Raw genomic sequence first — 24,448 nt, 5'->3', positions numbered from 1 at the left:
GAACCATGGCACGGCTGTTTATAAAACCGCTGATCAAAATACCCTGCATTTTCCTGACAATTTCACTACTTTGTACTGCCGGTAACCTATTTATTCGGCCATATATATAATTTACAATACCAGAGCAGGCTAATTAATTAGATTTGTTATAGTTCCAACTAAGGTCCCAACAGTGCATATGACAAAGAGAATTTCATATTACTGGCTTTGCCAGTTTGTAGGCTGGAGCGCCTTTATACTTGCCTATATCTTTTTTTACATTTCGCTGCGTACCCGCGAAACGCCCTTTTTTTATCACGTGTTGCTGGTAGATGCATGCGTGGGCTTTTTGGTTACGCACATCATGCGGTTTTTTATTTTGTGGTTGAAGTTCGTTGATAAGCCGGTGAACGAACAGGTGTTTTATATATTTTTTATTTCTATTCTGTTTGCGCTTATTTATGCCACTATAGGTTCCACCTTGGAGCAGGTGCTGCATATAGAAGCCGAGCGGCAAAAAACACTCACCCTGTTCAATAAGATCATGCGTGCTTCCATGGGATGCTTTACTTTTATCCTGATCTGGAACCTGATTTACTTTGCCTATCACTATATTTTAAAAACACGTCAGGCACAGCTCGATAAAATCAGACTTGAATCGCTGGTGAAGGAGCTGGAGTTAAAGACCATAAAATCGCATATTAATCCGCATTTTATTTTCAACGCCCTGAACAGCATACGGGCATTGATCGACGAAAATCCTGGCCGCGCCCGTAATGCCATTACCGAACTGAGCAATATTCTGCGCAGCAGCATGCAGGCCGAAAAAGTAGAGACCGTTCCGTTTGAAAAAGAGCTGGGTATTGTTAAAGATTATCTTGCTCTTGAATATATCAGGTTCGAAGACCGGCTTAAGATCGAATACCAGATCGATGAAGATACCCTCGATCAGCCCGTTCCGCCCATGATGTTACAAACCCTGGTCGAAAATGCTATTAAACATGGTATCGGAAAACAGATCAGCGGGGGTATTGTAAAAGTGATTTCCGATTTTAAAGAAGATTTTCACGAATTGGTGGTTCAAAATACCGGTTACCTGAACGGACATATCAATGGCGATGGATTTGGCTTGTTCAGCACCAAAAACCGGTTGCAGCTATTGTTTGGCGAAAGGGCTAATTTTGAAATAAAACAAGTGGGAAACGATCTTGTAGAAGCACGGATAATGATTCCCGTAGAAATTAAATAAAACCAGTTATGATTAAAGCCATAATTATCGACGATGAACGTTTGGCGAGAAGTGAGTTGCGTAAACTGCTTATGGACTTTCCCGAAATAGAAGTGGTGGCAGAGGCCAGCAATGCCGGCGAAGGGGTAGAAAAAATAGAGAACATCAATCCCGATCTGATATTTCTTGATATACAAATGCCCGGCAAAACCGGTTTCGATATGCTGTCGGAACTTGATAAAGCCCCTCTTGTAATTTTTACCACCGCCTACGATGAATATGCATTGAAGGCATTTGAGGTAAATGCGCTTGATTATCTTTTAAAACCGGTTGAACCCAAACGCCTGGCCGATGCCATTCAAAAGCTGCATTTGCAGGAAGAGCGGGAGCAGGGCCCGATGGTGCCGGTTAATTTTAACCGCAGCATATTAAGCGAAAACGACCAGGTATTTGTAAAAGACGGCGAACGTTGCTGGTTTGTAAAATTATCAGATATACGATTGTTTGAAAGTGTAGGCAACTATGCCAAAGTATATTTTGGTCCCAATAAACCGCTGATATTAAAATCACTCAATGCGCTTGAAGAGCGGCTCGACGAAAAAACATTCTTCAGGGCTAACCGCAAACACATTGTAAACCTGCGCCTCATTGATAAAATTGAGCCTTATTTTAACGGTGGTCTTTTGCTTGAATTGAAAGGAGGCGAAAAAATTGAAGTAAGCCGTCGCCAGACCGTGAAGTTTAAAGAAATGATGAGCCTTTAACGCGAAACGCAGAACGCCGAACGCGAAACGCAAAACGCCGAATGCGAAACGCAGAACGCCGAGCGCCGAACGCGTAACGCTCAATGCAGAACGCAAAAAGCCAAACGCAAAATGCAGAATGCAAAACGCCGAACGCGAAATACAAAGGGCTCAATGTTGGGGGATTTAGCGTTATGCGTTCAGCATTAGGCGTTCAGCGTTAAGCTTTCAGCTTTTTATGCTATCTTACAATAAAAATTCCATGGTTAAGCGCTTCTCATACTTTATCCTGTTATTGCTTGCACAAAAAGCTACTTTCTCCCAGTCGATAGATAAAATCATTAATGCCGCTGAAGTAGAACGGATTGAAAAAACATTGTCGAGTGACCAAATGCGTGGGCGCAAAGTGTTTACTCCCGATATTGATAAAGCTGCCGATTTTATAGCTGCAGAATTTAAAAAAGCCGGTTTACAACCGGTACAGGACAACTCGTTTTTACAGGAGTTTGCCATGCTGCGCATTAGCCCTGTTTCGGCCGGCGGTGTAATGAATGGTAAACCTCTCGATGATAAAAACATTGCCGTGCTTACCGGGCAAACTGAAGTATCGATAAATCAGGCATCGGGGTACAAACAAGTTATAGTGCATGCCGGCGACACTTTAAATATTTTATTGTCGCGCCTGCAACGCATAGGTGGCAATTATTTGCTGATGGTAGATACGGCGCATCGTTCGTATTTCGAAAGAATAAAAAGAAGCCGCTCATTGTATAGTCCTAAAGGCACTATTGTATTGATTCTCGCTAAAGAAGAAGCCGGTGAATATTCAATACAATTCAAACAAACGGTATCGCAAATGCCGCTGAAGAATGTGGTTGGTATATTGCCCGGCAAATCGAAGAAAGAGGAGTATGTTATTTTCTCAGGACATTATGATCATTTGGGTGTTGGCAAACCCAATGCAGCCGGCGATTCAATTTACAATGGCGCCAACGACGATGCAGCCGGTACAACCGCTGTAATGATGCTTGCCAATTATTTTGTCAAACAAAAAAATAATGAACGTACGCTGGTGTTCGTGGCTTTTACCGGTGAAGAAAGCGGAGGTTTTGGATCGCAGTATTTTTCACAACAGTTCGATGCTGCGCAGGTAATGGCCATGTTTAATATTGAAATGATCGGTACCGAAAGTAAGTGGGGCACCAATTCGGCATTTATTACCGGGTACGAAAAAACAGATATGGGCAAGATACTGGAGAAGAACCTCGAAGGAACTGATTTTAAATTTTATCCCGATCCATATCCCGATCAGCAATTGTTTTACCGCAGCGATAATGCAACACTGGCCCGCCTGGGAGTGCCTGCTCATACCATTTCAACCTCAAAAATGGATAGCGAAAAGTTTTATCATACACAGGAAGATGAAATTGAAACGCTCGATATGAAGAATATGGCTGCTATTATAAAAGCAATTGCCATAAGCTCTACTTCAATAGTTGCAGGAAAGGATACGCCATCGAGGGTTGATGCGGGACAACTCCGTTAAATCATCGGTCATTCATAACAGGTACCATATTGAGGCCATTCAATAAATGGTACTCGCGGTAGTTGGGTATCTGTTTACTTTCGCTGCAAAAATTATTATGCAGCGTTATTACCTGATCCTATTATCGATTATTATTATAAATGCGGGTTGTAAAAAGAACCATGCTGAACATGACCCCGTTATGCTATATACCAGCCTGAATGATGAGGAGGTAAATGAACTTCATCATAAGGCACTTGACATTAATAATGATGGTAAATCAGATTTATCTTTTACTACCAGTCTGATAGGCGATCCTTCACTAAATCTGGGCATCTTTCGATTTTTGGCAATGAGTTCCGGCAGCAACACATCCCTGCTGGTAAACGACGCGACTGAATGCCCCATCTTAAAAAAGGGAGATCAAATTGCTGCCACTTTCACCGGCTGTAAATGGTATCCGAACTCATCTGTACCCCTGGTAGAAAAATACATTACAGAAAATTCCCAAACCTGGATAGGCAGCTGGATTAATGTATCTCATCAATACCTGGCTATACAGGTGATAGTAAATGGCGAACCGTATTTCGGCTGGATTGAATTATCAGTTAATACGTCTGAAGAAAAATTAGTTCTTCATAAAATGGCCATCAGTACCGAAGCCAATGTGCCGGTGAAGGCGGGGCTATGATCAGAAAGTTGAATAACTTAAACCGAAGATTTTATGCGTGACTTTTTTTATTCCAGTAATAATAAGACAGTACGCCCGGCACAATCCATACAAGCATGAATATCATCATGGGATCAACTGTTTTTGCAACAGCTATGCCTGAGTAAACGGCGCCGGCCAGATCGAAAAACAAACCGGCATAGGCCCATTCTTTAATTTTTTTCAGTCCGGGAATTAAAATAACGATTGAACCTAACAACTTGGCAACGCCGGTGAAAGGGATAAAATAAACAGGATATCCAAGCTGGTCATGTATCAATTTTTTCGCACCCTCGTTTACCACTATGCTGCCCAGGGCAGAGAATATCATGAGTGTTGCAAACAGAATTGTGAAGATCCAGTAAAGCGTGTTAACTGTTTTAGGTTTCATTGTGCAGAGTTTTAGTTACTGAATATATGAATTTTGATTGATATGGCGCGGGAGCACCTATTGAGGCAACTAAAATAACCCAGGCGATAAAAACAGCAAAAGGAGTAAAAGAAATGTCTGGTTTCTATTACTCCTTTTGCTTTTATAACTTTTCAACTTGTTAACCGGTCAACTATTAAACTTGCCAATCACCCGCTCCATCTCCTTCACAATTTCATCATTGCACAAGTTGCCAATGCTGCCTTCGTGTTTATGCAATAGTTGTTTTTTATAATCGAAAGCAAATTCACCATTTTCGATCTGGTTGCCTACCTGTTTATAGGCTTCTCTGAAAGGCACACCTTTGTTCACCAGGTCGTTCACCGCCTCAACACTAAACAGATATTTGTATTTTTCGTCGTCGAGAATATTGCTTTTAACACTCAGGTTCGATAACATTAACCGGGTCATTTGCAAACAGGCTTTCAGTTCTTCAATGGCCGGAAATAATATCTCTTTTGTGAGTTGCAGATCGCGGTGGTAACCCGAAGGAAGATTGGCCAGCAACAGCGTGAGCTCATTGGGCGTTGATTGAATGCGGTTGCATTTGGCCCTGATCAGTTCAAACACATCGGGATTCTTTTTATGCGGCATAATGCTGCTGCCTGTGGTTAATTCAGTCGGGAAGGAAATAAAACCAAAATTCTGGTTGATATACAAACAGCAATCCATGGCCAGGCGGCCAACGGAGCCGGCAAAACCAGCCAGTGCAGTGGCAATCACCTTTTCGGTTTTGCCGCGGCTCATTTGTGCGTATACCGAGTTCCAGTTTAATGTTTTAAAGTTCAGTAATTCGGTAGTACGCTTTCTGTTCAAAGGAAAAGAAGAACCATAACCGGCGCCGCTACCCAATGGATTTTTATTGGCTACCTGGTAAGCTGCCACCAGCAGTTCCATATCGTCGGTTAAGCTTTCGGCATAAGCGCCCAGCCATAATCCGAACGATGAAGGCATGGCTATTTGCAGATGCGTATAACCGGGCAACAAATGATCTTTATGTTTTTCGCTTTGGGTAATGAGCAGATCGAATAATTGCTTTACTTCTTCTTTAACAGCCAGTACTTCGGCCCGCAGGTATAATTTAATATCAACTGCTACCTGATCGTTCCTGCTTCGTCCGCTGTGAATTTTTTTACCTGCTTCACCAATACGTTGGGTTAAAATAAATTCAACCTGCGAATGCACATCTTCAATGCCTTCTTCGATGGTGAACCGGCCATGCTCAATATCGGCTGCTATTTCTTCCAAACCTTTAACGGCCAGGTCGGCTTCTTCTTTCGACATCAGTCCTACTTCGCCCAGCATGCGCACATGCGCCATGGAGCCCTGTACATCGTATTTTGCGAGCAGAATATCAAATTCCTTGTCGCGCCCTACCGTAAACTGCTCAACTAATTGAGAAGTACTCGTACTCTCTTTACTCCAAAGTTTCATAGTAAAATTGTTACCTGTTACCGGTTACCGGTTTCCTGTTTCCCGCTACTCTGTTTTCCGGTTACCTGTTTCAGTTTTTGAAAAATCGTTGAGATTGGTCTCAACCCATTGAATATACCTGTTAATTTTTTTACTTAATATATCATAATCGCCTTTCAGCTTATTGTAGACCTCAGTATTACTGAGCGAATTTGTTTCAAATAAGAAGTCTAAATGCACACATGTTTCGTCACATTCTGCTAATGAATATATCAGGTATTTAATATAGTCTGCTTTATATCTTCTTCTGGCATATCCCTCTACGATCATTGCAGTAATAGATTTCGAACATCGTCTAACTTGTGCGCCTTCTTCAAATAATTCAAATTTGGGTAAGGTCAGGGTCATTTTATGTACTTCAATGGCAAGTCGCTTTGATTCTTTGTAAATTTCCAAATTACGATAACTCATAAAGAGTGATTTTAATTGAATAAAACACTCTAATCAAAGCATTTACCTAATCGTGATTATCGTTCCGGCAACCGGTAACTGGTAACCGGTAACCGGCAACTGGTTGCTACTAAAGTATCTTCTCCAATAACCGTATATACAACTCTATCCCCTCTTCAATCTCATGTATGTAAATATACTCATCTGCTGTATGACTTCTTGCCGAATCGCCGGGGCCCATTTTCAGGGCCTGGAAGGGCATTAAGGCTTTGTCGGATGTGGTGGGGGAGCCGTAGTAGGTTCTTCCCAGGGCAACGCCTGTTTTCACCAGCGGATGATCGAGTGCAATGGAGGTAGATCGCAGGCGTGTGCTCCGGGGAACTATTTCACATTGAACATGTTCACGGATGGTTTCCAATACCTCTTCGAAAGTATACAGTTCATTCACCCGCGTGTCGACCACAAACTTACATTGAGGCGGAACCACATTATGTGCTTTATTATCGGTTTCAATGACAGTAACGCTCATTTTTACCGGACCTAACAGGTCTGATACTTTCGGGAACTGGTACGATTGAAACCACTCAATATCTTTCAGGGCTTTGTAAATGGCATTCTCGCCTTCATTGCGTGCAGCGTGACCGGCTTTGCCGTGTGCTATACAATCAATCACCATCAATCCTCTTTCGGCCACTGCCATTTGCATTTGCGTGGGTTCGCCTACAATAGCACAATCAATAGTGCCTAAATGGGGCAATACCAGCTCAATGCCTTCTTTGCCACTGATCTCTTCTTCGGCCGAAGCCGCCAGCATGAGATTATACTTTAAATTCTTTTGCTGATTAAAATGAAGAAAGGTAGCTATCAGCGAAACCAACGGACCGCCGGCATCGTTGCTGCCTAATCCGAATAACTTACCATCTTTTTCAATAGGCGTAAACGGATCGAGCGTATAATTTTTGTTGGGCTTTACAGTGTCGTGGTGCGAATTCAGTAAGATGGTAGGCTTGCTGCTGTCGAAGTGCGTATTCCTTGCATACACATTGTTCTTTACACACTTTACTTCAACGCCCTGTTGCTGAAGATATGTTTTTATTAGTTCAGCTGTTTTATCTTCTTCCTTACTGAAAGAGGGGGTTGTAATCAACTGCTTCAGTAATTCAATGGCGCTTTGCTGCAATATATGTAAGTTATCATTACTCATGTACAATGCTTGTTCCTGCTTTTCCGGCAATTAATTCGGCCAACTGTTCTGCTTTGCCAATGATCACTTTTCTTACTCCTTTGCTCAGTGCGGCAAAAGCATTATCCAGTTTCGGAATCATGCCGGCGAATATTTTTTGTTCAGTTTTTAATTGCGTGTAATACGAGGGATTAATAGATGGTATTACGGTGCTGTCGTCGTTGGCATCGAGCAATACGCCGCTTTTTTCGAACGAATAAATGAGTTGTACATCATACAACCCGCTCAGTGCGTTCGCCACTTCCTGTGCAATGGTATCGGCATTGGTATTCAACAACTGGCCTTTTTGATCGTGGGTAATGGGCGCCATTACAACCGATACCTGCTGATCGAGTATGCTTTTAAGAAATGTTGTATTGATTGCATCTACATCACCTGCAAAACCATAATCAATACCCCCAACCCCTGAAGGGGAGTTAACTGACCCTCTTTTGTGGGCCAGTATAACGTTTCCGTCGGCGCCGCTTAATCCAATGGCATTACAATTGTTTGCCTGTAATTGCGCCACGATATTTTTGTTGATGTAACCGGCATATACCATGGTAACAATCTTCAGTGTTTCGGCATCGGTAATGCGCCGGCCATCGATCATCTGTTGCGGAATGTTCATTTGTTCGGCCAGTTTGGTGGCTAATTTACCACCGCCGTGTATCAGTATCTTATGAACTCCCGTTCCCTGAAGGGGGGTGGGGAGATTGGCAAATTGGGTTAGAAAATTAGAAAGCTTCTTCTCATCGTCTATAATATTGCCGCCAATTTTAACTACGTATAATACTTCTTTACCGCTCCCTCCATCTGCTAAAGGGGAGCGTTGTAATTGCTTTATTGTATCTCCTATTTTATTCATTACAGTAACACAATCAGTTTTTTCTAAACCTTTATAGAAGGATTCCCCTTTAGAGGGTGGGGGCTAATATTTCACTTAATACCGCCTGTGCGGCCCATACCCGGTTCGATGCTTCTTTGGTAACAATGCTGTTGGGGCCGTCGAGTATTTCATCGCTCAGCTCAACATTACGGCGAACGGGGAGGCAATGCATTACTTTGGCGTTATTGGTGAGGGCCAGTTTTTCGTTGGTGAGCATCCACTCGGGATCATTTGTATATATCTTACCGTAATCTTTGAAAGTGCTCCAGTTCTTCACATATACAAAATCGGCATCTTTTAATGCTTCATTTTGATCATGAGTGATGGTAGCGTTTTTAGTGAATTGCTCATCCAGTTCGTAATCTTCAGGATGAGTGATCACGAAATCAGCTTGCCCCCAGGCATTCACCCATTGCGAAAAACTATTGGCCACACATTGCGGCAGGGGTTTCACATGCGGCGCCCAGGTAAGAACGATCTTCGGCTTTCTGCCGGCAGGCTGGGGTGAAGCCTGTAAACATTCATTGATGGTAATAATATCTGTTAAGCTTTGCAATGGGTGCAGTGTAGCGCTTTCCAGACTCACTACAGGAATGCCGGCGTATTTGATGAATTGTTTTATGTACAATTCGCTGTAATCGTCTTCGCGGTTTTTTAACGAAGGAAAAGTGCGAATGGCCAGAATATCGAAATAATTACCCATGATGGGGGCCGCATCTTTCACGTGCTCAACAGTGCTGCCGCTCATGATGGCTTCTTCTTCAAACTCAAGCGCCCAGCCTTCCTGACCTACGTTAAATACAATTGGCTCCATGCCCAGGTTTTGCGCGGCAATCTGCGTGCTGAGGCGTGTACGCATACTGGGGTTCAAAAACAAACAACCAATACGTTTGCCGGCTCCCAGTGATTTGTCTTTAAAAGGAGCGGCCTTGTATGCCAGCGCTTTTTTTACCAGTGCATCTATATCCTGCACATCGTATACACTTGTAAAATTTTTCATTGCCTGTAGCGGAATGGAGGGTTTTATAATTTAAGAAAAAAAATATTGCATTGTGGCACTGAGCGAAGTCGAAGTGCGATTCACGCTTCGATTTCGCTCAGCACACATCAGCCCGGGTTACGCTTCGACTGCGCTCAGCGCCTCTATCTCTGCTTTAACAGCCTGCAAAAACAGGTCTACATCTTTTTTGCTTAAAGCCAGGGAAGGCAGCAACCTGATCACATTCGGTTTGGCTTCGCCGGTAAATATTTTATGCTTCCACAGCAGGTTTTTACGCAGGTCTTTTAATGCTTCGGGCACATCGAACCCGATCATTAATCCCCGGCCGCGTACATTTTGCAGCTGTGGTATTTTTTTCAGTTCGCTGATGAGGTAGTCGCCTACCTGTGCGGCATTCTGAACAAGATTTTCTTTTTCTATCACTTCAACTACCGCCAAAGCCGCTGCACAAGCCAGGTGATTGCCACCAAAGGTGGTGCCCAGCATGCCATGTTTGGGTTGAAGGTGCGGCGCTATGATAATGCCGGCTACCGGAAATCCATTACCCATGCCTTTGGCCATGGTATAAATATCGGCATCTACTCCTGCGAAATCATGTGAGAAGAATTTGCCGCTTCTGCCATAACCGCACTGAACACTGTCTGCAATAAACACAGTGCCATATTCAGTACATAACTGCCTGATCTTTTGTAAAAATAACTCACTGGCTACATTGATGCCGCCCACTCCCTGTATGCCTTCGATGATCACCGATGAAATTTCATTTCCCTGTTCTTTGAAGCAGGCTTCAAGCGCTGCTACATCATTAAAGGGAAGAAAGATCACATTGGTGGTTTGGTTCACCGGCGCTACAATAGAAGGGTTGTCGGTGGCAGCAACAGCCAAAGAGGTTCTTCCGTGGAAAGATTTTTTGAAAGCAATTATTTTTTTGCGTCCGGTAGCGAACGAAGCCAGCTTCAATGCATTTTCATTGGCTTCGGCGCCGGAGCTGATCATGAACAATTGATAGTCGGGCTTGCCCGATAGCTTACCCAGTTTTTCGGCCAGCTCTTCCTGCAAAGGCATTTTAACCGAATTGGAATAGAAGCCTACTTTATTTAACTGTCGCGTTAATCGTTCAACATAGTGCGGATGGGTATGGCCAATACTAATTACCGCATGACCGCCATACAGGTCAAGGTATTGTTCACCTTTGTCGTCCCAAACGTAAGAGCCTTTGGCTTTTTCGATGGAGATGTTGTTGATTGGATAAACGTCGAACAGTTTCATTTTTAAATGCTTAACGCTTAACGCTTAAGGCATAACGCTTTACCCTTAGTGTGGAGGGCGTTTAGCGTTATGCGTTCAGCGTTTTGCTTTTTTATAATAGTCCACGAATTGATTTTATGAGATTGATCAATTTTGCTTTAATCTCATTAATCTTCTCATGTAATTTGCTATAAACATCTTCTTTAATATAGCCTAAATCTTTTGCCAGTAAAAAACAATACTCAAGCTCATGTGCCGATCCTAATGACATATCCAAAAAATGAACAAAATCTTTGTCAGAGTTTCTTCCACACCCTTCCACTATATTAAAGGGTATTGAATAAGCAGCTCTTTTCATCTGTCGCACTAAATCATATTGCTCTGTTGGGGGAAATGAAGGCATTACCTGTTTGTATACAAATAAAACCAATTCATGAGCTTTGTTCCAAACTTCATATTTCCTGTATTCTCTCATACAATGGATTTTCAAATCTCATTGCATTCTTTACCACCAAAATCCCCCAATTATCCCTATTCCGCGTTTTGCGTTAAGCATTTAGCATTTAGCGTTCAGCTTCGTTCTAAAAGTAGTTTGCTTTCAATCTCAATCCCGCACATTCATCTATTCCAAACATCAGGTTCATGTTTTGTACTGCCTGTCCTGAGGCGCCTTTTGTTAAGTTGTCTATCGCACTATGAACAACCAGCTTGGTACCAATTTTTTCTAACTGTATAATGCATTTATTGGTGTTTACCACCTGTTTCAAAAAGATCTCACTCTTGCTTAAAATAGTAAAAGGATGATCCTGATAAAATTCTTCATATAATTCAATCAGCTGCTCTTCTTTCCAGTCGCAGTCTACCAGTGAGCTGATAAAAATACCCCGGGTGAAATCGCCTCGCCAGGGAATGAAGCTCAGAGCATCGGTATTAACTGAGCCCGGAAGTCCTTCTGCTTCGGTTGTACTGAACGACGGCTGCAGTTGCTGCAACGACTGGGTGATCTCTTTCAGGTGCTGGTGCGTTAATGTTTTATACGCCTGAATATTGTTGGCCCTCCACGAAAAATGCGAGGTGCCGCTTAAGCCCTGTCCGGCGCCGGTACTACCGGTAATGCCTGTGGTATAAACACTCTCCAGCAATCCTGCTTTTGCCAGTGGCAACAATCCTAACTGTATGCTCGTTGCAAAACATCCGGGATTCGCAATGTTCTGTGCGCCTTTGATCGTTGCTTTATTCAATTCGGGTAAACCATATACAAATTGTCTATTGCCGATTGCCGATTGCTTATTGAGCCTGAAGTCCTGCGACAGGTCAATGATCTTTATTTTATCATTTACAGTGTACTCTGTTAAGAATTTCCGGGCATCGCCATGGCCTACACACAGGAATAAAACATCAATGCCCCCGTTCTGTAAGGGTGAAAGGTCATCTGAGAATTTCAGGTCCGTTTCTCCAATTAAATCGGCATGCACCTGGTACACGGGATTGCCTGCATTGCTTTTACTGTTTATAAAGGCAATATCAACCTGCGGGTGGTTGATCAGTAACCTGATCAGCTCACCACCGGTATAACCGGCACCGCCTATAATCCCTGCTGAAATCTTTTTACTCATAAAATCCAATTTAGAAATGAGAAAGTGCAAGCCTGCTGAGCAGTTGTTCTTTACTTTTTCATTTTTAATTCTTCATTTCTCATTTTTCATTTCACATTCTTCATTTCTCATTTTCCTGCTGTACCGAATTCCAGATCGACGTCTGGTTTCCGAATATTTTACTAAAGCCACGAACATCTTCTCCGCTAAAGCCGGTGTTCATTTCACCGTATTTGCCAAACTTGCTGCTCATTAAATCGTATGTAGATTCAATGCCGGTCACCTGAAAGCGATAGGGTTGCAGCTGTACAAACACATCACCGGTTACCTGCTGTTGCGAGTTTTGAAGGTATGCTTCAATATCGCGCATTACGGGATCCATGATCTGTCCTTCGTGCAGCCAGTTGCCATAGAACTGCGCCAGCTGATCTTTCCAGTTCAGCTGCCATTTGGTAAGCACGTGTTTTTCCAGGGCATGGTGAGCTTTTAATATCACCATGGGCGCGGCAGCTTCAAAACCAACACGGCCTTTAATGCCAATGATAGTATCGCCAACGTGAATATCTCTTCCTACACCATAAGGGCCGGCAATAGTTTGCAGGTACTGAATGGCTTCGCTGGGATGGCCGAATGATTTATCGTTTATTTTGGTCAGTTCGCCTTTTTCAAAGTGCAGCTTTACTTCTTCACTGCCTGTTTTGGTAACCTGTGTAGGCCAGGCTTCTTCGGGCAGCATGCCTTTTGATGATAACGTTTCTTTACCGCCTACACTGGTTCCCCATAATCCTTTATTGATTGAATAAACCGCTTTGGCAAAGTTCATATCTACACTTTTACCTTTCAGGTATTCAATTTCGGCTTCACGGCTCAGTTTCAAATCGCGGATGGGAGTGATAATTTCAACACCGGGAATCATAATGTGAAAGATCATATCGAACCGAACCTGGTCGTTACCGGCGCCGGTGCTTCCGTGTGCCACTGCATCGGCTTTTAATGCTTTAACATGTTCGGCAATATGCAATGCCTGGCTTAACCGTTCGGCGCTCACACTTAGCGGATAGGTGTTATTCTTCAACACATTTCCGTAGATGAGGTATTTTATGATGCGGTCGTAATATCCTTTAACGGCATTAACCGTTGTATGCGATTTTACGCCCAGTTTGTAAGCGTGTTGTTCAACCTGTTTTAATTCTTCGTCGCTGAAACCACCGGTATTTACAATAATGCTGTGCACTTCGTAGCCCTGATCTTCACCCAGATACTTTACACAAAACGAAGTGTCTAATCCACCGCTGAAACCGAGAACAACTTTCTTTGCCATCTTCCCTGAAATTGTTTTTTAGAGATTAAAAAAGAAATGAAAAAATGATTTGGTTTTGCCTGCTCCGCCACCACTGTTTGAATCTTTATCTTCTTTAAAAAAGGGCTTCAGCAGTTTCCACTGTTTTATACGCAACAACCGTTCAAATACACTTTTCTTTTCTTCAAAAAACTTGTTGGTTTCTTCCGGCTCGTAATGGTCTTTGGGATCGTACAGCATGCCGGTGCACAAACAGTTCTTGCGCTCTTTGCTCATCAGAATATCATAGTTCACACAGCTTTTGCAGCCGGCCCAAAAGGCTTCGTCCTGCGTAAGTTCAGAGTAGGTAACGGGCTCGTATCCCAGCTCGCTGTTTATTTTCATTACAGCAAGGCCGGTAGTAAGACCGAAGATCTTAGCCTCGGGATAGGTTTGACGGCTCAGCTCAAATATTTTCTTCTTAATGGCTTTTGCCAGTCCGCCTTTGCGGAAGGAAGGCGCCACTATCAAACCTGAGTTGGCAACATACTCGCCATGACTCCAGGTTTCGATATAACAAAAGCCGGCCCAAATGCCATCCTGGTTAAAAGCAATAACGGCTTTCCCTTCACGCATTTTTTGCTGAATGTATTCAGGCGATCGTTTGGCTATACCCGTTCCACGGGCTTTGGCCGACGAGGCCATTTCATCGCAAATGATTTGGGCAAAGCTTAGATGTGATTCGTTAGCTACAAGTATTTGAAAGTGATGTTGGGTTTCCATTTTTGTCGACTAAAAGTGAAAAATGCAACGGCTTAAAACATTATGCCCGGGAATATGACATGATGGAATGGATGCCATTCCGGGAACTACAGAGCATGCTGTATGGTACAGGCGGTATCAACGTCGCACCCTTACGGGGATAGGTTGGAAGAAAAAAACCGTACGAAGCCGTACAGGAAAAACCCCACGCACTATAGTAGCAACGCATTGCGCTACTACATCAGCGAGTATTATGGTGAGATTTTTTTGCATTTTTTGAAAGATATGCTTTTGGTTCAATGAATTTGTCACGCAAAGAAAACACTTTTTTGAAATGATGGGGGATTTTTATTGTAAAATTTTAGCTAATTCCCGAAAAAGATGGTTTGATGGTTAAATTGTTAGATGGTTATCGTTTCTGTATTATCAGGCTGACTGAAATCAAGCAGTCTGTAGTGCGTTCAACGATATAACAATCAAACAATCAGGCAATCAAACAATTTAATACTAATGAATGTTCGCAAGGAGCGCCTGCTTCAGCAAAATGGCTTTTACAATATCGGGGCGTTGCCATCGTATGAGGTGCCCCGCATTGTGCAGTAATATAAACTCAGCCTGCTTGCCCTGTAATTGTTGTTTCGCAAACTCAAGATTGGCAGGATCGACTATTTTATCGGCATCGCCCTGTACAACGGTAACCGGAATGTTAATTTTTTTCCAGTCGGGCAATAGTTTGTTCAGTTCGGCAATATGGGCATATTTTTCATCGGTAGCATGATTGATAAAGCGGGGCATTACCCAGCGCAAAGGTCCGTGATGAACCCAGGGATTGAACCACCAGAATTTTTCTTTGGCAGGATCGATTGCCGGCGCCAGCATTACGAGATGATGAAAGCTACCGGGATATAAAACCGATATTTTCGCTGCTATTGGTCCTCCATACGAACTGCCCAGCACAACGCCTGTTTTAAGCGATCTGTTCAGTTGCAATGCTTCGTGAATGGCAATAGCCTGGGTCGTTAAAGAAGGTACCGCCCGGCGTTTGTTTTTAAAGCGCGATTTGTTATATCCCAGCCGGTCTACTGCTATTATTTGATAGTGTTGTTGCAGTGTGGAATCACTCAGTAAGTTGCGGCTGCCATACCAGGCGCCGGGCGCTCCGTGAACGAGTAAAAGCGGTGGCAGGGTGTCGGCGCCTGCAGTGGCGCAAAACAATTTCACCGAGTCGTTTTGAATGGTGAAGTACGCGGGTTGCGGTTTATCTTTATAATATTCCTTCAGCTTTTTTTCAGTCATAACAAAACGACTGAAACAGCCGGTACAGCTGAAACCAATAAATAAAAGGAATATAAGTTTGCTCATACACACAATACCAATTAAGGATGGTTATGTAAGATACATTAACATACAAAATTGGGAAAGTGTTTAGGAGAGCTAAATTGTTAAACGGTTGTAATAGTTCGATAGCTTGATGGTTGGATGGTTATCGTTGCTGTTCCGGCAACCAGCCTGAAATCAACCAACCTGTAAAATTATCGGGGAAAACCATCAAACAATTAAACCATCAAACCATTTTACGGGCTACCGAATGGATAGCCGCACTCATTTCCCTGATCAGGGTGGCATCTTTTTCAATGGCATTCCCTATAACAATTACATCGGCGCCGGCTTTACAATTCAGATAGGCTTTTTCGGGGTCGGTGATTCCTCCGCCGATTACGAGAGGCACTTCAATGATCTGAGCTACTTTTTCAATCATGCCTTCGGTAATGGGGCGTTTGGCCCCGCTTCCGGCATCCATATAAATCAGCTTCATGCCCAGCATTTCGCCGGCCATGGCCGTGCACATAGCGATTTCGTTTTTGTCGGCAGGAATGGGTGCTGCATTGCTGATGTATGAAACGGTGGTAGGAGCACCCCCGTCGATCACCATATAACCGGTTGAAATGATTTCAAGCCTGCTTTGTTTTACAAACGGAGCCGAAATTACATGCTGGCCAATGAGCAGTTCGGCATTACGGCCCGATATGAGAGAGAGATACAGTAAGGCATCTGCATAAGGAGTTATCTGCGAAGGACTTCCCGGAAACAATATCACAGGAATATCGCAATTGTTCTTTATCTGTTGCACCACTTCGTCGAGGCGGTTGGTAACAACCAAACTGCCGCCCACCAGAAAATAATCAACCTTCGCTTCGGTGGCCAATGCTATTAATTCATCGATTTTTTCAACAGTAACCTTGTCTGGGTCAATCAGTACCGCAAATGACTTTTGTCCTTTCTCTTTGTGTTGCAGTAGTGATTGATATATGCGATTCGTCATGCTGGGCTATTGGTGATACACAAAAATGCAAAAACTTTTTCAAAGGGGGTAAAAGCGGGCAAAACTTTTACCAATAATTGTTTTTCAGGCCGTTACAATTTTATAAAAGAACCGGTCTGTTTTGCTGTTGTTTTGCGGTAATCTGTGGCGCCGCAGGCGCCATGATTCCAACCATCATTCGAATTAATTGTTTATTAAACAGATGCCTGCAAAGCAACAAACATTTCGGCAAAGCTTACGTAACTTATGGTGTAGTGGTTGGATCGGGAATGAAAATACCGGTTAATGCCGTAAATATACCGGTTACCCGGAGAAGCAATATATATAATGATTTTTTTTATAATAACCCAAAAAAATTATTCAAACCGGCACCGTATTCTGTGCAAAAATCAAGTAATGCCCACCCAGTCTGCACTATAGTATTTTTCCGCTCCTTTTTCCACAGGTGTGCATATTTAAGGGAAGGAAATTTGCTGGGTAGAAGATATTTTCGTTACTCCTCAACCCTATTTCTCATTTTAATAACAAAATGGTAACCTATGGCCAAAAAGCAATCAAAAGGCTTACAGTTTAATCGTCGCTTCACCCGTGAAGGAGTGAATGTATTCGATCTGTTCGAATATGACTATCGCACATCTGTGATCAGGAATCCCAGTGGTGAGGTAGTGTTTGAAATGAATAATGTTGAGGTTCCCAAACAATGGAGTCAGATTGCGACGGATATTCTGGCCCAGAAATATTTTCGCAAGGCAGGTGTTCCGCAAAAAGACGGTTCGCTTGGCCGCGAAACTTCTGTAAAACAGGTTGCTCATCGTATGGCTAATTGCTGGAGGGTTTGGGGAGAAAAGTATGGCTACTTTGCATCGGAAACAGATGCTACCATTTTTTATGAAGAACTGGTGTATTGCATTTTAAACCAGTCGTGCACACCCAACAGTCCGCAATGGTTCAATACCGGTTTATTCGAAAGCTACGGCATCAAAGGCAAACCCCAGGGCCATTATTATATAGATCCTGTTGACGGACAATTAAAGAAATCTACTTCAGCATACGAACGCCCGCAGCCGCATGCCTGCTTTATCCTGAGCGTCGACGACGACTTAGTAAATGATGGCGGTATCATGGACCTGTGGATGCGCGAAGCACGTATTTTCAAATATGGCAGTGGCGTAGGTACCAATTTTAGTCATATCAGGGGAGAAGGGGAGAAATTAAGCGGCGGAGGAACTTCGAGCGGGTTGATGAGCTTTTTGAAAATAGGCGACCGTGCTGCCGGCGCTATCAAAAGCGGTGGTACTACCCGCCGTGCAGCCAAAATGGTTTGCCTCGATCTCGATCACCCCGAAATAATGGAATTCATTAACTGGAAGGTTGAGGAAGAAAAGAAAGTAGGCGCCCTGATAGCAGCCGGTTACCCCAGCGATTATGAAGGTGAGGCTTACAGAACCGTGAGCGGACAAAATTCAAATAACTCTATTCGCATACCCAATGAATTTTTCGACAAGCTCGATAAAAATGAAGACTGGGAACTGAAGGCAAGAACCGATGGACGTGTTATGAAAAAGATTCCTGCCCGCGAAGTATGGAACCAGGTATCTTATGCCGCATGGCGTTGCGCCGACCCCGGAACACAATACGATACTACCATCAACGAATGGCATACCAGTCCGAAGGGTGGACGCATCAATGCATCCAATCCCTGTAGCGAATACATGTTCCTCGATAATACGGCCTGCAATCTCGCATCTGCCAACCTGCGCCGTTTTTATAATGAACAAACAAACACCTTCGACGTAGAAGGTTTTGAATATACCTGCCGCCTGTGGACGGTAGTACTTGAAGTATCGGTATTGATGGCCCAGTTCCCTTCGAAGGAAGTGGCCCAGTTAAGTTACGATTACCGCACACTCGGCCTGGGATACGCCAACCTCGGCTCCATGCTTATGGTAATGGGTATTCCGTACGATAGCGAAGAAGCCCGCGGCATTGCCGGCGCTCTTACCGCTATCATGACCGGTGTGGCTTATAAAACATCTGCCGAACTGGCTTCTATTCTGGGCTCTTTTGCCCGGTACGAAGAAAACCGGGAAGATATGTTGCGGGTTATGCGCAATCATCGCCTCGCAGCCTATGATGCAGATGAATATGAAAAATTACACATTAAACCGCAGGGCATTAAAGCAAGATATTGCCCCGATTACCTGTTGAAAGCCGCTACCAAAGCCTGGGACGAAGCGGTACAACTGGGCGAAAAATATGGTTACCGCAATGCACAGGTAACTGTTATTGCACCCACCGGTACCATTGGTTTGGTAATGGATTGCGATACCACCGGCGTTGAACCCGATTTTGCACTGGTGAAATTTAAAAAGCTGAGTGGTGGCGGTTATTTCAAGATCATTAATCAAAGCGTACCCACCGCATTGAAGAACCTGGGTTACAATGCCCGCGAAATTGATGCGATTGTGAAATACGCCGTAGGGGCCGGAACCTTTGCCGGGGCGCCTAATATTAATCATCAAACCCTTAGTGAAAAAGGATTTATTGCCGAAGAAATAAAGAAACTGGATGCGGCTGTAGCTTCCGCCTTTGAAATCGGATTCGTATTCAATGTTTACACCCTTGGGGAAGAGTGCCTGCAGCGTCTGGGATTCAAACCTGAGCAATATTTTAATTTCGAATGGAGCCTGCTCGAAGCATTGGGCTTTACCGACGAGCAAATTGAATCCGCCAATGATTACATATGCGGTACCATGACCATCGAAGGAGCCCCGTTCTTAAAGAACGATCACCTGCCCGTTTTTGACTGTGCCAACAAATGTGGGAAAAAGGGACAACGTTTCATTCATGCCCATGGACACATTCGCATGATGGCCGCTGCCCAGCCTTTCCTCAGTGGAGCTATTTCAAAGACCATTAACCTTCCCAATGAAGCCACAGTTGACGAGATTGCCGATGCATATATGATGAGCTGGAAACTGGGTTTGAAAGCCTGCGCCTTGTATCGCGACGGTTCAAAACTCAGCCAGCCACTGAGCAATAAGAGCGATAAGAAGAAAAAAGCCGATGAAGAAGCAAGCGATAAAGAACAGGCGCCTGAGCAAACTGAATCAAACATCATTGATTTAAGCAAGCTCACCATTACCGAATTGCTCGGTGAAGTTCAAAAACGCGTTCAGGCTTCGCCCGATACCAAGCTGAAGCGTGAACTGGCGCGTATTGTTGAGCGCAGAACCTTACCGGCCAAACGTCGAGGCTTTACACAAAAAGCCAAGATCAACGGTCAGGCCATCTTTTTACGTACCGGCGAATATGCCGACGGAACAGTAGGAGAGATCTTTATTGATATGGCTAAAGAAGGCGCTACCATGCGTAGTATGCTGAACTGTTTTGCCATAGCTATTTCAATCGGTTTGCAATACGGTGTGCCGCTCGAAGAGTTTGTTGAGAAGTTCGTATTCACCCGTTTTGATCCCGCCGGCATGGTCGACCACCCGAATATCAAGAGCACTACTTCAATTGTAGACTTTATATTCAGGGCGATCGCTTATGAATACTTAGGTCGTACCGACCTGGTGCATGTGCTCGACAGACCCGAAGTAAATAACACCGGTACCGATGACTGGGACGAAATTCCCACATCACTGGAGTACGAAAAAAAAACTCCACCATTAAGTGATGTACGGGTGGTGCCCGGCAAATCGGCCAAAAGTTCGGAGGTAGAGCCTTTAAAACCGGTAAAAGCCACTGTTAAAAAAGCCGAAGTGAGCATGGATGCGGTGAATGCAGCTGCCAAAGGCATGCAAAGCGATGCACCGGCCTGCAATACCTGCGGACATATTACCATTCGCAGCGGCACCTGTTACAAATGTTTGAATTGCGGTAACAGTATGGGGTGTAGTTAAAAACGGACCGGCCCCTCCCAACCTCCCCCGGTGGGGGAGGAGTTTGGAGAGACTCCGACTGTTTGGGACATTCAAAATGAAAGGAATTGAAATCTGCCTGGATCTGTGAGATTAATGATTCGCAGTTCAATTCACAACAAAATCTGATTATTTTTTTGGACGGTTATATTTTATAAACTTCAGTCCGCTCATTTTTATGGGCGGGCTTTTTTTATTAGTCCTGTGAGTTTGCCAGGTCAGGGAATTGCCGGGGGGCAGACAGATGCCAAAAATTTTATTATTTATCGCCTTAATTTTTCATTTTGACGATTTAAGATATTAAATCAGCCATTTTAAGGTTTAAATCATCGATTTGAAGCTTTAAATAAGGGCTTAATTGATCAAAACGATGATTTAAATCTTCAAATGACCCATTTCAAGGATTAAATTGTCGATTTAAACCTTAAATCCCTCATTCAATTCTTCAAATGACCCATTTAAAGCATTAAATCAGCCATTTGATACTTTAAATCGCCGGTTAAGACTTTAAATTGATGGTTTAATTGTTCAAATGACCAATTTCAAGGTTTAAATCGCCGATTTAAAGAATTTTGCCATCGTTTAATTCATTAAAGTCATCATTTAGTTCCTCATAGCCTTCGTTCAATTCATCACAATCATCATTTAATTCTTCAAAGCCATCGTTCAATTCATCACAATGACGGTGAAATTTTTATAAGCCATGACTTCGAACGTTTAAATGATCAAACAAAGATTCAATATCCCCAAAAATTGATCTGATCCTGAGTTTGATAGAATGATACAGGTGTTTATCTTTCGGACTTCCGACTTCCGGACTCTGCTGACCTCCGACTTCCGATCCCGACTTTTGCATTATTTTAAGAACTAATGTGTACCATTAAACCTGTAGTGCCGTTTAAGCTCTATAACCAGCAAAGGACGGTATGATAATAAAAACGCTATTCCTGCTCGCAATTTGCGCAGCATTTTTAAGTTCATGCAGCCGCTACATTACGCCCTATGAAGCTGCTAATGGCAAAGCAAAGTGCGGTAGGTGGGTTCGATAATTGGTTCTTCTGCATATTTCAAAACCCTGCGGGTTTTGCCAGACTGTAATGCCGGCAATAATGCGCAGGGTTTTTTATTTGTGGTGCCTGCCGGTAATCAGATTAATCAAGGCGGGGACCCGTGGTACTATGTTTCCTGTAAACAAAAAGGGTTGATACGGTAACCGTACGGCGACGATGGGGCAAGCAACCCCGGAGCATCTATGGGTGAAGTACGGAGTAAGTAGGGAGTAAATAGGGAGTAGGTAGGGAGTAAGTAGCCAGCAGATACCCTATAACTTCACTATAAGTTCCCTATAACTTTCCTATAACTCTGCTATAAGACTATTATTAAAATGATTTATTGAACAAGATGAACATATGCTTTATCCCTGAACTAATGTACCAGGGCCTGAGCTGGCCGGATTGCCAGGTGTCCGTTACCTGGTTCTTTTGAATTTTTGTTCAATTGCTTCTGCCGACCTCCGGTCCTGTACCTTGTATCTTGTGCCTTGAGTTCTGAGCCTTGGTCCTTTACTTTTACCTTTTGCCTTATTTCCTGTGCCTTGAGCCTTGTTTCTTGTGCCTTAATTCCTGTGTCTTCCCAAAATTACCCGTTTACCCTAATCCCTGCGAGTGACAGCCCAAACCTCAGAAATGCCTGATAATTAGCTGATATTCAATTTTATGATCAAATGATAGCGTAAATAATACACCACAAAGTGGTATTGTTCGAAGGCGCTGAACAAAGTAGGTTTGCACCAGCATTAATCAATAACCCTGATCTATAGGCTACTTATCATAGACGGAAGTATAGTCATTGAGAACAATTTGCCCTTAAAACACGAAACACGATTTGTTTCATGTGCACTGCTGAGCAGGGTTCATACACTGAACCCTGTTTCTTTTTTTGGAGTGCCACAAATTCTTACTTTTACGCCCTTAACGTAGGGGGAATACTGAATGACTGTACATTTTGGCTATGATAAAAAGCAGGTAATACAGGCTTTGCGTTATCATTTTTTAATGCGACCCGAAATAAAGATTTTGCTGATACTGATAAATGTATTTGCAATTACATCTGCCGTATTATTTGCATTCAGGAAAATACAGGCGCTGTCTTTCTTAATATTTTCATTTCTATGGTTTGTGCTGATGCTGGTCATCTGGCGGGTTTTACCTGGCAGCATCTATCGTAAATCAATCACTTTTCAGGACGAGTTCACCATGCATTTTGATGATGAAAATGTGATACTGGAAACCAAAAAGGGATCAAAAGGCTGGCCGTGGAAGCGTTTCAGCAATTTTGTTGAAAGTCCGTATTTCTTTCATTTGTATTTCGATGCCCGCTCGTTTTTCCTCGTTCCGAAAGACTCATTTAAAAACATCACCGAATTACAGGAAGCAAGAGAGTTGCTGAGGAAGAAGATCGGAAAGAAGTAACCAATTGGCAATTTGCAATAGGCAATTTGCAATAGGCAATTTGCAATTGATGTTGCTAAAATATTGTCTGTTGCTTATTTGCCAATTGCATATTGCCTGTTGCCTATTGCTATCCCGGCCTGTACTTACTTTCCTCAAATATTTTTTTAGGATCGGTATTCAGCAATTCATTTAGCGACAAATCGGGGTTCTTACCCATGTATTTTTTTACAATTTGCCAGCCTACAAAAATGCCAATGGCCCCGGGTGAAGCTTCGCCCAATTCAGGTGTATTGGGAGCTTCTTCCATATAACCTTTTATGTTCGACGGATCGATATTGAATAACAAATTATTGGTAAGAAAATAATTCCAGATGCCTCCTTCATTACTGTAACAGCCTTTCAGCTGCTTAGCCGTATACCCGGTTTTAAGCGTGTCTTCGGTATAGGGTAAAATTTTATCAAGCACATACAGCCGCTTTCCTTTTTCAACCATTTGCTCAATGAGCGGCTTGCCACCCGATTTTTCGGGTGCAATGTCATTGATGATATTTTTCATACAGTTTACAACAACATAATCGGGTGTAAACCGGCGCGAGATATAGTCGGGAAATACCGACTGGCCAATACTGCTTTTATATAACGAATAATTATTTCCCATGTGTAACTGCAAGCCTACTGCCAGCGCATCGCGTGTAATAACATCGCTGTATCCTTCCATGGGGCCTATATACGTTATCAGCTGAGGCGGTGTTTTATACGACGGGAAATAATATTTTACAAACTGCAATCCTTTTTTCATCTCTTTTTCAATATCGCCGAAATTCTTAAAAACATTATTGGCCGAATCTTTAACAGGGCGGTAGTCGGCTATAAATTTTTTCAGCAATGCCTGTGTTTGTATACTGGTATCGCTGATGCCGGGCAACTCCATAATATTGTACAAAAAGTCGCCCAGAAAAAGCGGGTATTTATTGCTTAGCTGTTGCAGCGAAGCCATGATGTTATTGGTATCTATGGCAAAAAAATCCTGTTCGAACCGGTTTACCGTAAGGGTAACTTTAATACCCGATACATCCGGCGCCTTTTTGTCGTTGCAGGAAAATAATCCGATAACAATCAGTAATACCAGTCCTGTTTTTTTCATCTGAATTGTTTTTTGGCTGATGTTCAGGTGTGGCACACTTTCAAAGTGTGCCACACCTATTCCTTCCTATGTGTAACGGGTTGCAATATAACGCATAATACGCTGTGCTTGTATGTCTTTGCGCATTAGCGTA

Annotated in this window: 20 protein-coding genes; 6 read left to right on the top strand and 14 right to left on the bottom strand. The window is 43.2% G+C overall.

Translation table 11 applies throughout. From position 1 onward, the window contains the following. The first annotated feature begins 178 nt into the window (after window positions 1–178). The 4 genes from AC59IL_RS22190 (at window position 179) to AC59IL_RS22175 (ending at window position 4,166) form a co-directional block, all read left to right on the top strand. Window positions 179–1,228: a sensor histidine kinase gene (locus tag AC59IL_RS22190; protein WP_496554389.1), complete on the top strand. Its 1,050-nt coding sequence runs from the start codon at window positions 179–181 to the stop codon at window positions 1,226–1,228. 8 nt (window positions 1,229–1,236) lie between these two features. Continuing rightward, on the top strand, window positions 1,237–1,971 hold the full coding sequence (locus AC59IL_RS22185; protein WP_014221839.1) for a LytR/AlgR family response regulator transcription factor: 735 nt from the start codon (window positions 1,237–1,239) through the stop codon (window positions 1,969–1,971). A 241-nt stretch (window positions 1,972–2,212) separates the two neighbouring features. Then, on the top strand, window positions 2,213–3,496 hold the full coding sequence (locus AC59IL_RS22180) for a M28 family peptidase (RefSeq protein ID WP_496554388.1): 1,284 nt from the start codon (window positions 2,213–2,215) through the stop codon (window positions 3,494–3,496). Window positions 3,497–3,593: 97 nt separating this feature from the next. Continuing rightward, the gene (locus AC59IL_RS22175; RefSeq protein ID WP_496554387.1) at window positions 3,594–4,166 is read left to right on the top strand and encodes a hypothetical protein; all 573 of its coding nucleotides are present in this window, start codon (window positions 3,594–3,596) and stop codon (window positions 4,164–4,166) included. A 31-nt stretch (window positions 4,167–4,197) separates the two neighbouring features. Here the strand turns inward: AC59IL_RS22175 and AC59IL_RS22170 are convergent, their stop codons facing one another. From AC59IL_RS22170 to AC59IL_RS22110, 13 genes are all read right to left on the bottom strand, one after another. Beyond that, complete coding sequence (locus tag AC59IL_RS22170) at window positions 4,198–4,575, bottom strand: DoxX family protein (RefSeq protein ID WP_496554386.1); 378 nt, start codon at window positions 4,573–4,575, stop codon at window positions 4,198–4,200. A 168-nt stretch (window positions 4,576–4,743) separates the two neighbouring features. Further along, a complete protein-coding gene (gene argH, locus AC59IL_RS22165) occupies window positions 4,744–6,048 on the bottom strand; it encodes an argininosuccinate lyase (RefSeq protein WP_496554385.1) in 1,305 nt (434 codons plus the stop codon). A gap of 45 nt (window positions 6,049–6,093) precedes the next feature. Beyond that, window positions 6,094–6,498, bottom strand: coding sequence for a four helix bundle protein (locus tag AC59IL_RS22160; RefSeq protein ID WP_496554384.1), 405 nt, complete (start codon window positions 6,496–6,498; stop codon window positions 6,094–6,096). A gap of 109 nt (window positions 6,499–6,607) precedes the next feature. Beyond that, window positions 6,608–7,681: a M20 family metallo-hydrolase gene (locus AC59IL_RS22155; RefSeq protein ID WP_496554383.1), complete on the bottom strand. Its 1,074-nt coding sequence runs from the start codon at window positions 7,679–7,681 to the stop codon at window positions 6,608–6,610. Next, on the bottom strand, window positions 7,674–8,567 hold the full coding sequence (argB, locus tag AC59IL_RS22150; RefSeq protein ID WP_496554382.1) for an acetylglutamate kinase: 894 nt from the start codon (window positions 8,565–8,567) through the stop codon (window positions 7,674–7,676). The genes AC59IL_RS22155 and argB overlap by 8 nt, the downstream gene beginning before the upstream one ends. A 49-nt stretch (window positions 8,568–8,616) precedes the next feature. After that, window positions 8,617–9,588, bottom strand: a complete 972-nt coding sequence (locus tag AC59IL_RS22145; RefSeq protein WP_496554381.1) for a Rossmann-fold NAD(P)-binding domain-containing protein — start codon at window positions 9,586–9,588, stop codon at window positions 8,617–8,619. A 117-nt stretch (window positions 9,589–9,705) separates the two neighbouring features. Further along, the gene (locus AC59IL_RS22140) at window positions 9,706–10,857 is read right to left on the bottom strand and encodes an aspartate aminotransferase family protein (protein WP_496554380.1); all 1,152 of its coding nucleotides are present in this window, start codon (window positions 10,855–10,857) and stop codon (window positions 9,706–9,708) included. Between the two features lie 91 nt (window positions 10,858–10,948). Then, a complete protein-coding gene (locus AC59IL_RS22135; RefSeq protein WP_496554379.1) occupies window positions 10,949–11,311 on the bottom strand; it encodes a four helix bundle protein in 363 nt (120 codons plus the stop codon). Window positions 11,312–11,417: 106 nt separating this feature from the next. Further along, window positions 11,418–12,452, bottom strand: coding sequence for an N-acetyl-gamma-glutamyl-phosphate reductase (argC, locus tag AC59IL_RS22130; protein WP_496554378.1), 1,035 nt, complete (start codon window positions 12,450–12,452; stop codon window positions 11,418–11,420). A 100-nt stretch (window positions 12,453–12,552) separates the two neighbouring features. Continuing rightward, a complete protein-coding gene (locus AC59IL_RS22125) occupies window positions 12,553–13,752 on the bottom strand; it encodes an argininosuccinate synthase (RefSeq protein WP_496554377.1) in 1,200 nt (399 codons plus the stop codon). A gap of 18 nt (window positions 13,753–13,770) precedes the next feature. Next, window positions 13,771–14,493, bottom strand: a complete 723-nt coding sequence (locus AC59IL_RS22120; RefSeq protein ID WP_496554376.1) for a GNAT family N-acetyltransferase — start codon at window positions 14,491–14,493, stop codon at window positions 13,771–13,773. Between the two features lie 486 nt (window positions 14,494–14,979). After that, entirely contained in the window at window positions 14,980–15,834 is an 855-nt protein-coding gene (locus AC59IL_RS22115) for an alpha/beta fold hydrolase (RefSeq protein ID WP_496554375.1), read from the bottom strand. 202 nt (window positions 15,835–16,036) lie between these two features. Next, window positions 16,037–16,795, bottom strand: a complete 759-nt coding sequence (locus AC59IL_RS22110) for a phosphoglycerol geranylgeranyltransferase (RefSeq protein ID WP_496554374.1) — start codon at window positions 16,793–16,795, stop codon at window positions 16,037–16,039. A gap of 539 nt (window positions 16,796–17,334) precedes the next feature. Here AC59IL_RS22110 and AC59IL_RS22105 point away from each other — a divergent pair. Next, on the top strand, window positions 17,335–20,700 hold the full coding sequence (locus tag AC59IL_RS22105; protein WP_496554373.1) for a vitamin B12-dependent ribonucleotide reductase: 3,366 nt from the start codon (window positions 17,335–17,337) through the stop codon (window positions 20,698–20,700). Window positions 20,701–22,709: 2,009 nt separating this feature from the next. Next, a complete protein-coding gene (locus AC59IL_RS22100) occupies window positions 22,710–23,189 on the top strand; it encodes a YcxB family protein (protein ID WP_496554372.1) in 480 nt (159 codons plus the stop codon). 109 nt (window positions 23,190–23,298) lie between these two features. Here AC59IL_RS22100 and gldB read toward each other — a convergent pair whose 3' ends face one another. Beyond that, complete coding sequence (gene gldB, locus AC59IL_RS22095; protein ID WP_496554371.1) at window positions 23,299–24,315, bottom strand: gliding motility lipoprotein GldB; 1,017 nt, start codon at window positions 24,313–24,315, stop codon at window positions 23,299–23,301. Window positions 24,316–24,448: the final 133 nt, after the last annotated feature.

It is taken from the genome of Niastella sp. sgz303648, assembly GCF_059587045.1.
This window is presented reverse-complemented; position numbering and strand designations above follow the sequence as displayed.

Bases quoted from the DNA above. Each gene is read 5' to 3' on its own strand.
- AC59IL_RS22190 (WP_496554389.1), top strand. From the start codon at position 179: ATGACAAAGAGAATTTCATATTACTGGCTTTGCCAGTTTGTAGGCTGG.
- AC59IL_RS22135 (WP_496554379.1), bottom strand. From the start codon at position 11,311: ATGAGAGAATACAGGAAATATGAAGTTTGGAACAAAGCTCATGAATTG.
- argB (WP_496554382.1), bottom strand. From the start codon at position 8,567: ATGAATAAAATAGGAGATACAATAAAGCAATTACAACGCTCCCCTTTA.
- AC59IL_RS22160 (WP_496554384.1), bottom strand. From the start codon at position 6,498: ATGAGTTATCGTAATTTGGAAATTTACAAAGAATCAAAGCGACTTGCC.
- AC59IL_RS22180 (WP_496554388.1), top strand. From the start codon at position 2,213: ATGGTTAAGCGCTTCTCATACTTTATCCTGTTATTGCTTGCACAAAAA.
- AC59IL_RS22120 (WP_496554376.1), bottom strand. From the start codon at position 14,493: ATGGAAACCCAACATCACTTTCAAATACTTGTAGCTAACGAATCACAT.
- gldB (WP_496554371.1), bottom strand. From the start codon at position 24,315: ATGAAAAAAACAGGACTGGTATTACTGATTGTTATCGGATTATTTTCC.
- AC59IL_RS22100 (WP_496554372.1), top strand. From the start codon at position 22,710: ATGACTGTACATTTTGGCTATGATAAAAAGCAGGTAATACAGGCTTTG.
- AC59IL_RS22155 (WP_496554383.1), bottom strand. From the start codon at position 7,681: ATGAGTAATGATAACTTACATATATTGCAGCAAAGCGCCATTGAATTA.
- AC59IL_RS22125 (WP_496554377.1), bottom strand. From the start codon at position 13,752: ATGGCAAAGAAAGTTGTTCTCGGTTTCAGCGGTGGATTAGACACTTCG.
- AC59IL_RS22110 (WP_496554374.1), bottom strand. From the start codon at position 16,795: ATGACGAATCGCATATATCAATCACTACTGCAACACAAAGAGAAAGGA.
- AC59IL_RS22145 (WP_496554381.1), bottom strand. From the start codon at position 9,588: ATGAAAAATTTTACAAGTGTATACGATGTGCAGGATATAGATGCACTG.
- AC59IL_RS22175 (WP_496554387.1), top strand. From the start codon at position 3,594: ATGCAGCGTTATTACCTGATCCTATTATCGATTATTATTATAAATGCG.
- argH (WP_496554385.1), bottom strand. From the start codon at position 6,048: ATGAAACTTTGGAGTAAAGAGAGTACGAGTACTTCTCAATTAGTTGAG.
- AC59IL_RS22105 (WP_496554373.1), top strand. From the start codon at position 17,335: ATGGCCAAAAAGCAATCAAAAGGCTTACAGTTTAATCGTCGCTTCACC.
- AC59IL_RS22140 (WP_496554380.1), bottom strand. From the start codon at position 10,857: ATGAAACTGTTCGACGTTTATCCAATCAACAACATCTCCATCGAAAAA.
- argC (WP_496554378.1), bottom strand. From the start codon at position 12,452: ATGAGTAAAAAGATTTCAGCAGGGATTATAGGCGGTGCCGGTTATACC.
- AC59IL_RS22115 (WP_496554375.1), bottom strand. From the start codon at position 15,834: ATGAGCAAACTTATATTCCTTTTATTTATTGGTTTCAGCTGTACCGGC.
- AC59IL_RS22170 (WP_496554386.1), bottom strand. From the start codon at position 4,575: ATGAAACCTAAAACAGTTAACACGCTTTACTGGATCTTCACAATTCTG.
- AC59IL_RS22185 (WP_014221839.1), top strand. From the start codon at position 1,237: ATGATTAAAGCCATAATTATCGACGATGAACGTTTGGCGAGAAGTGAG.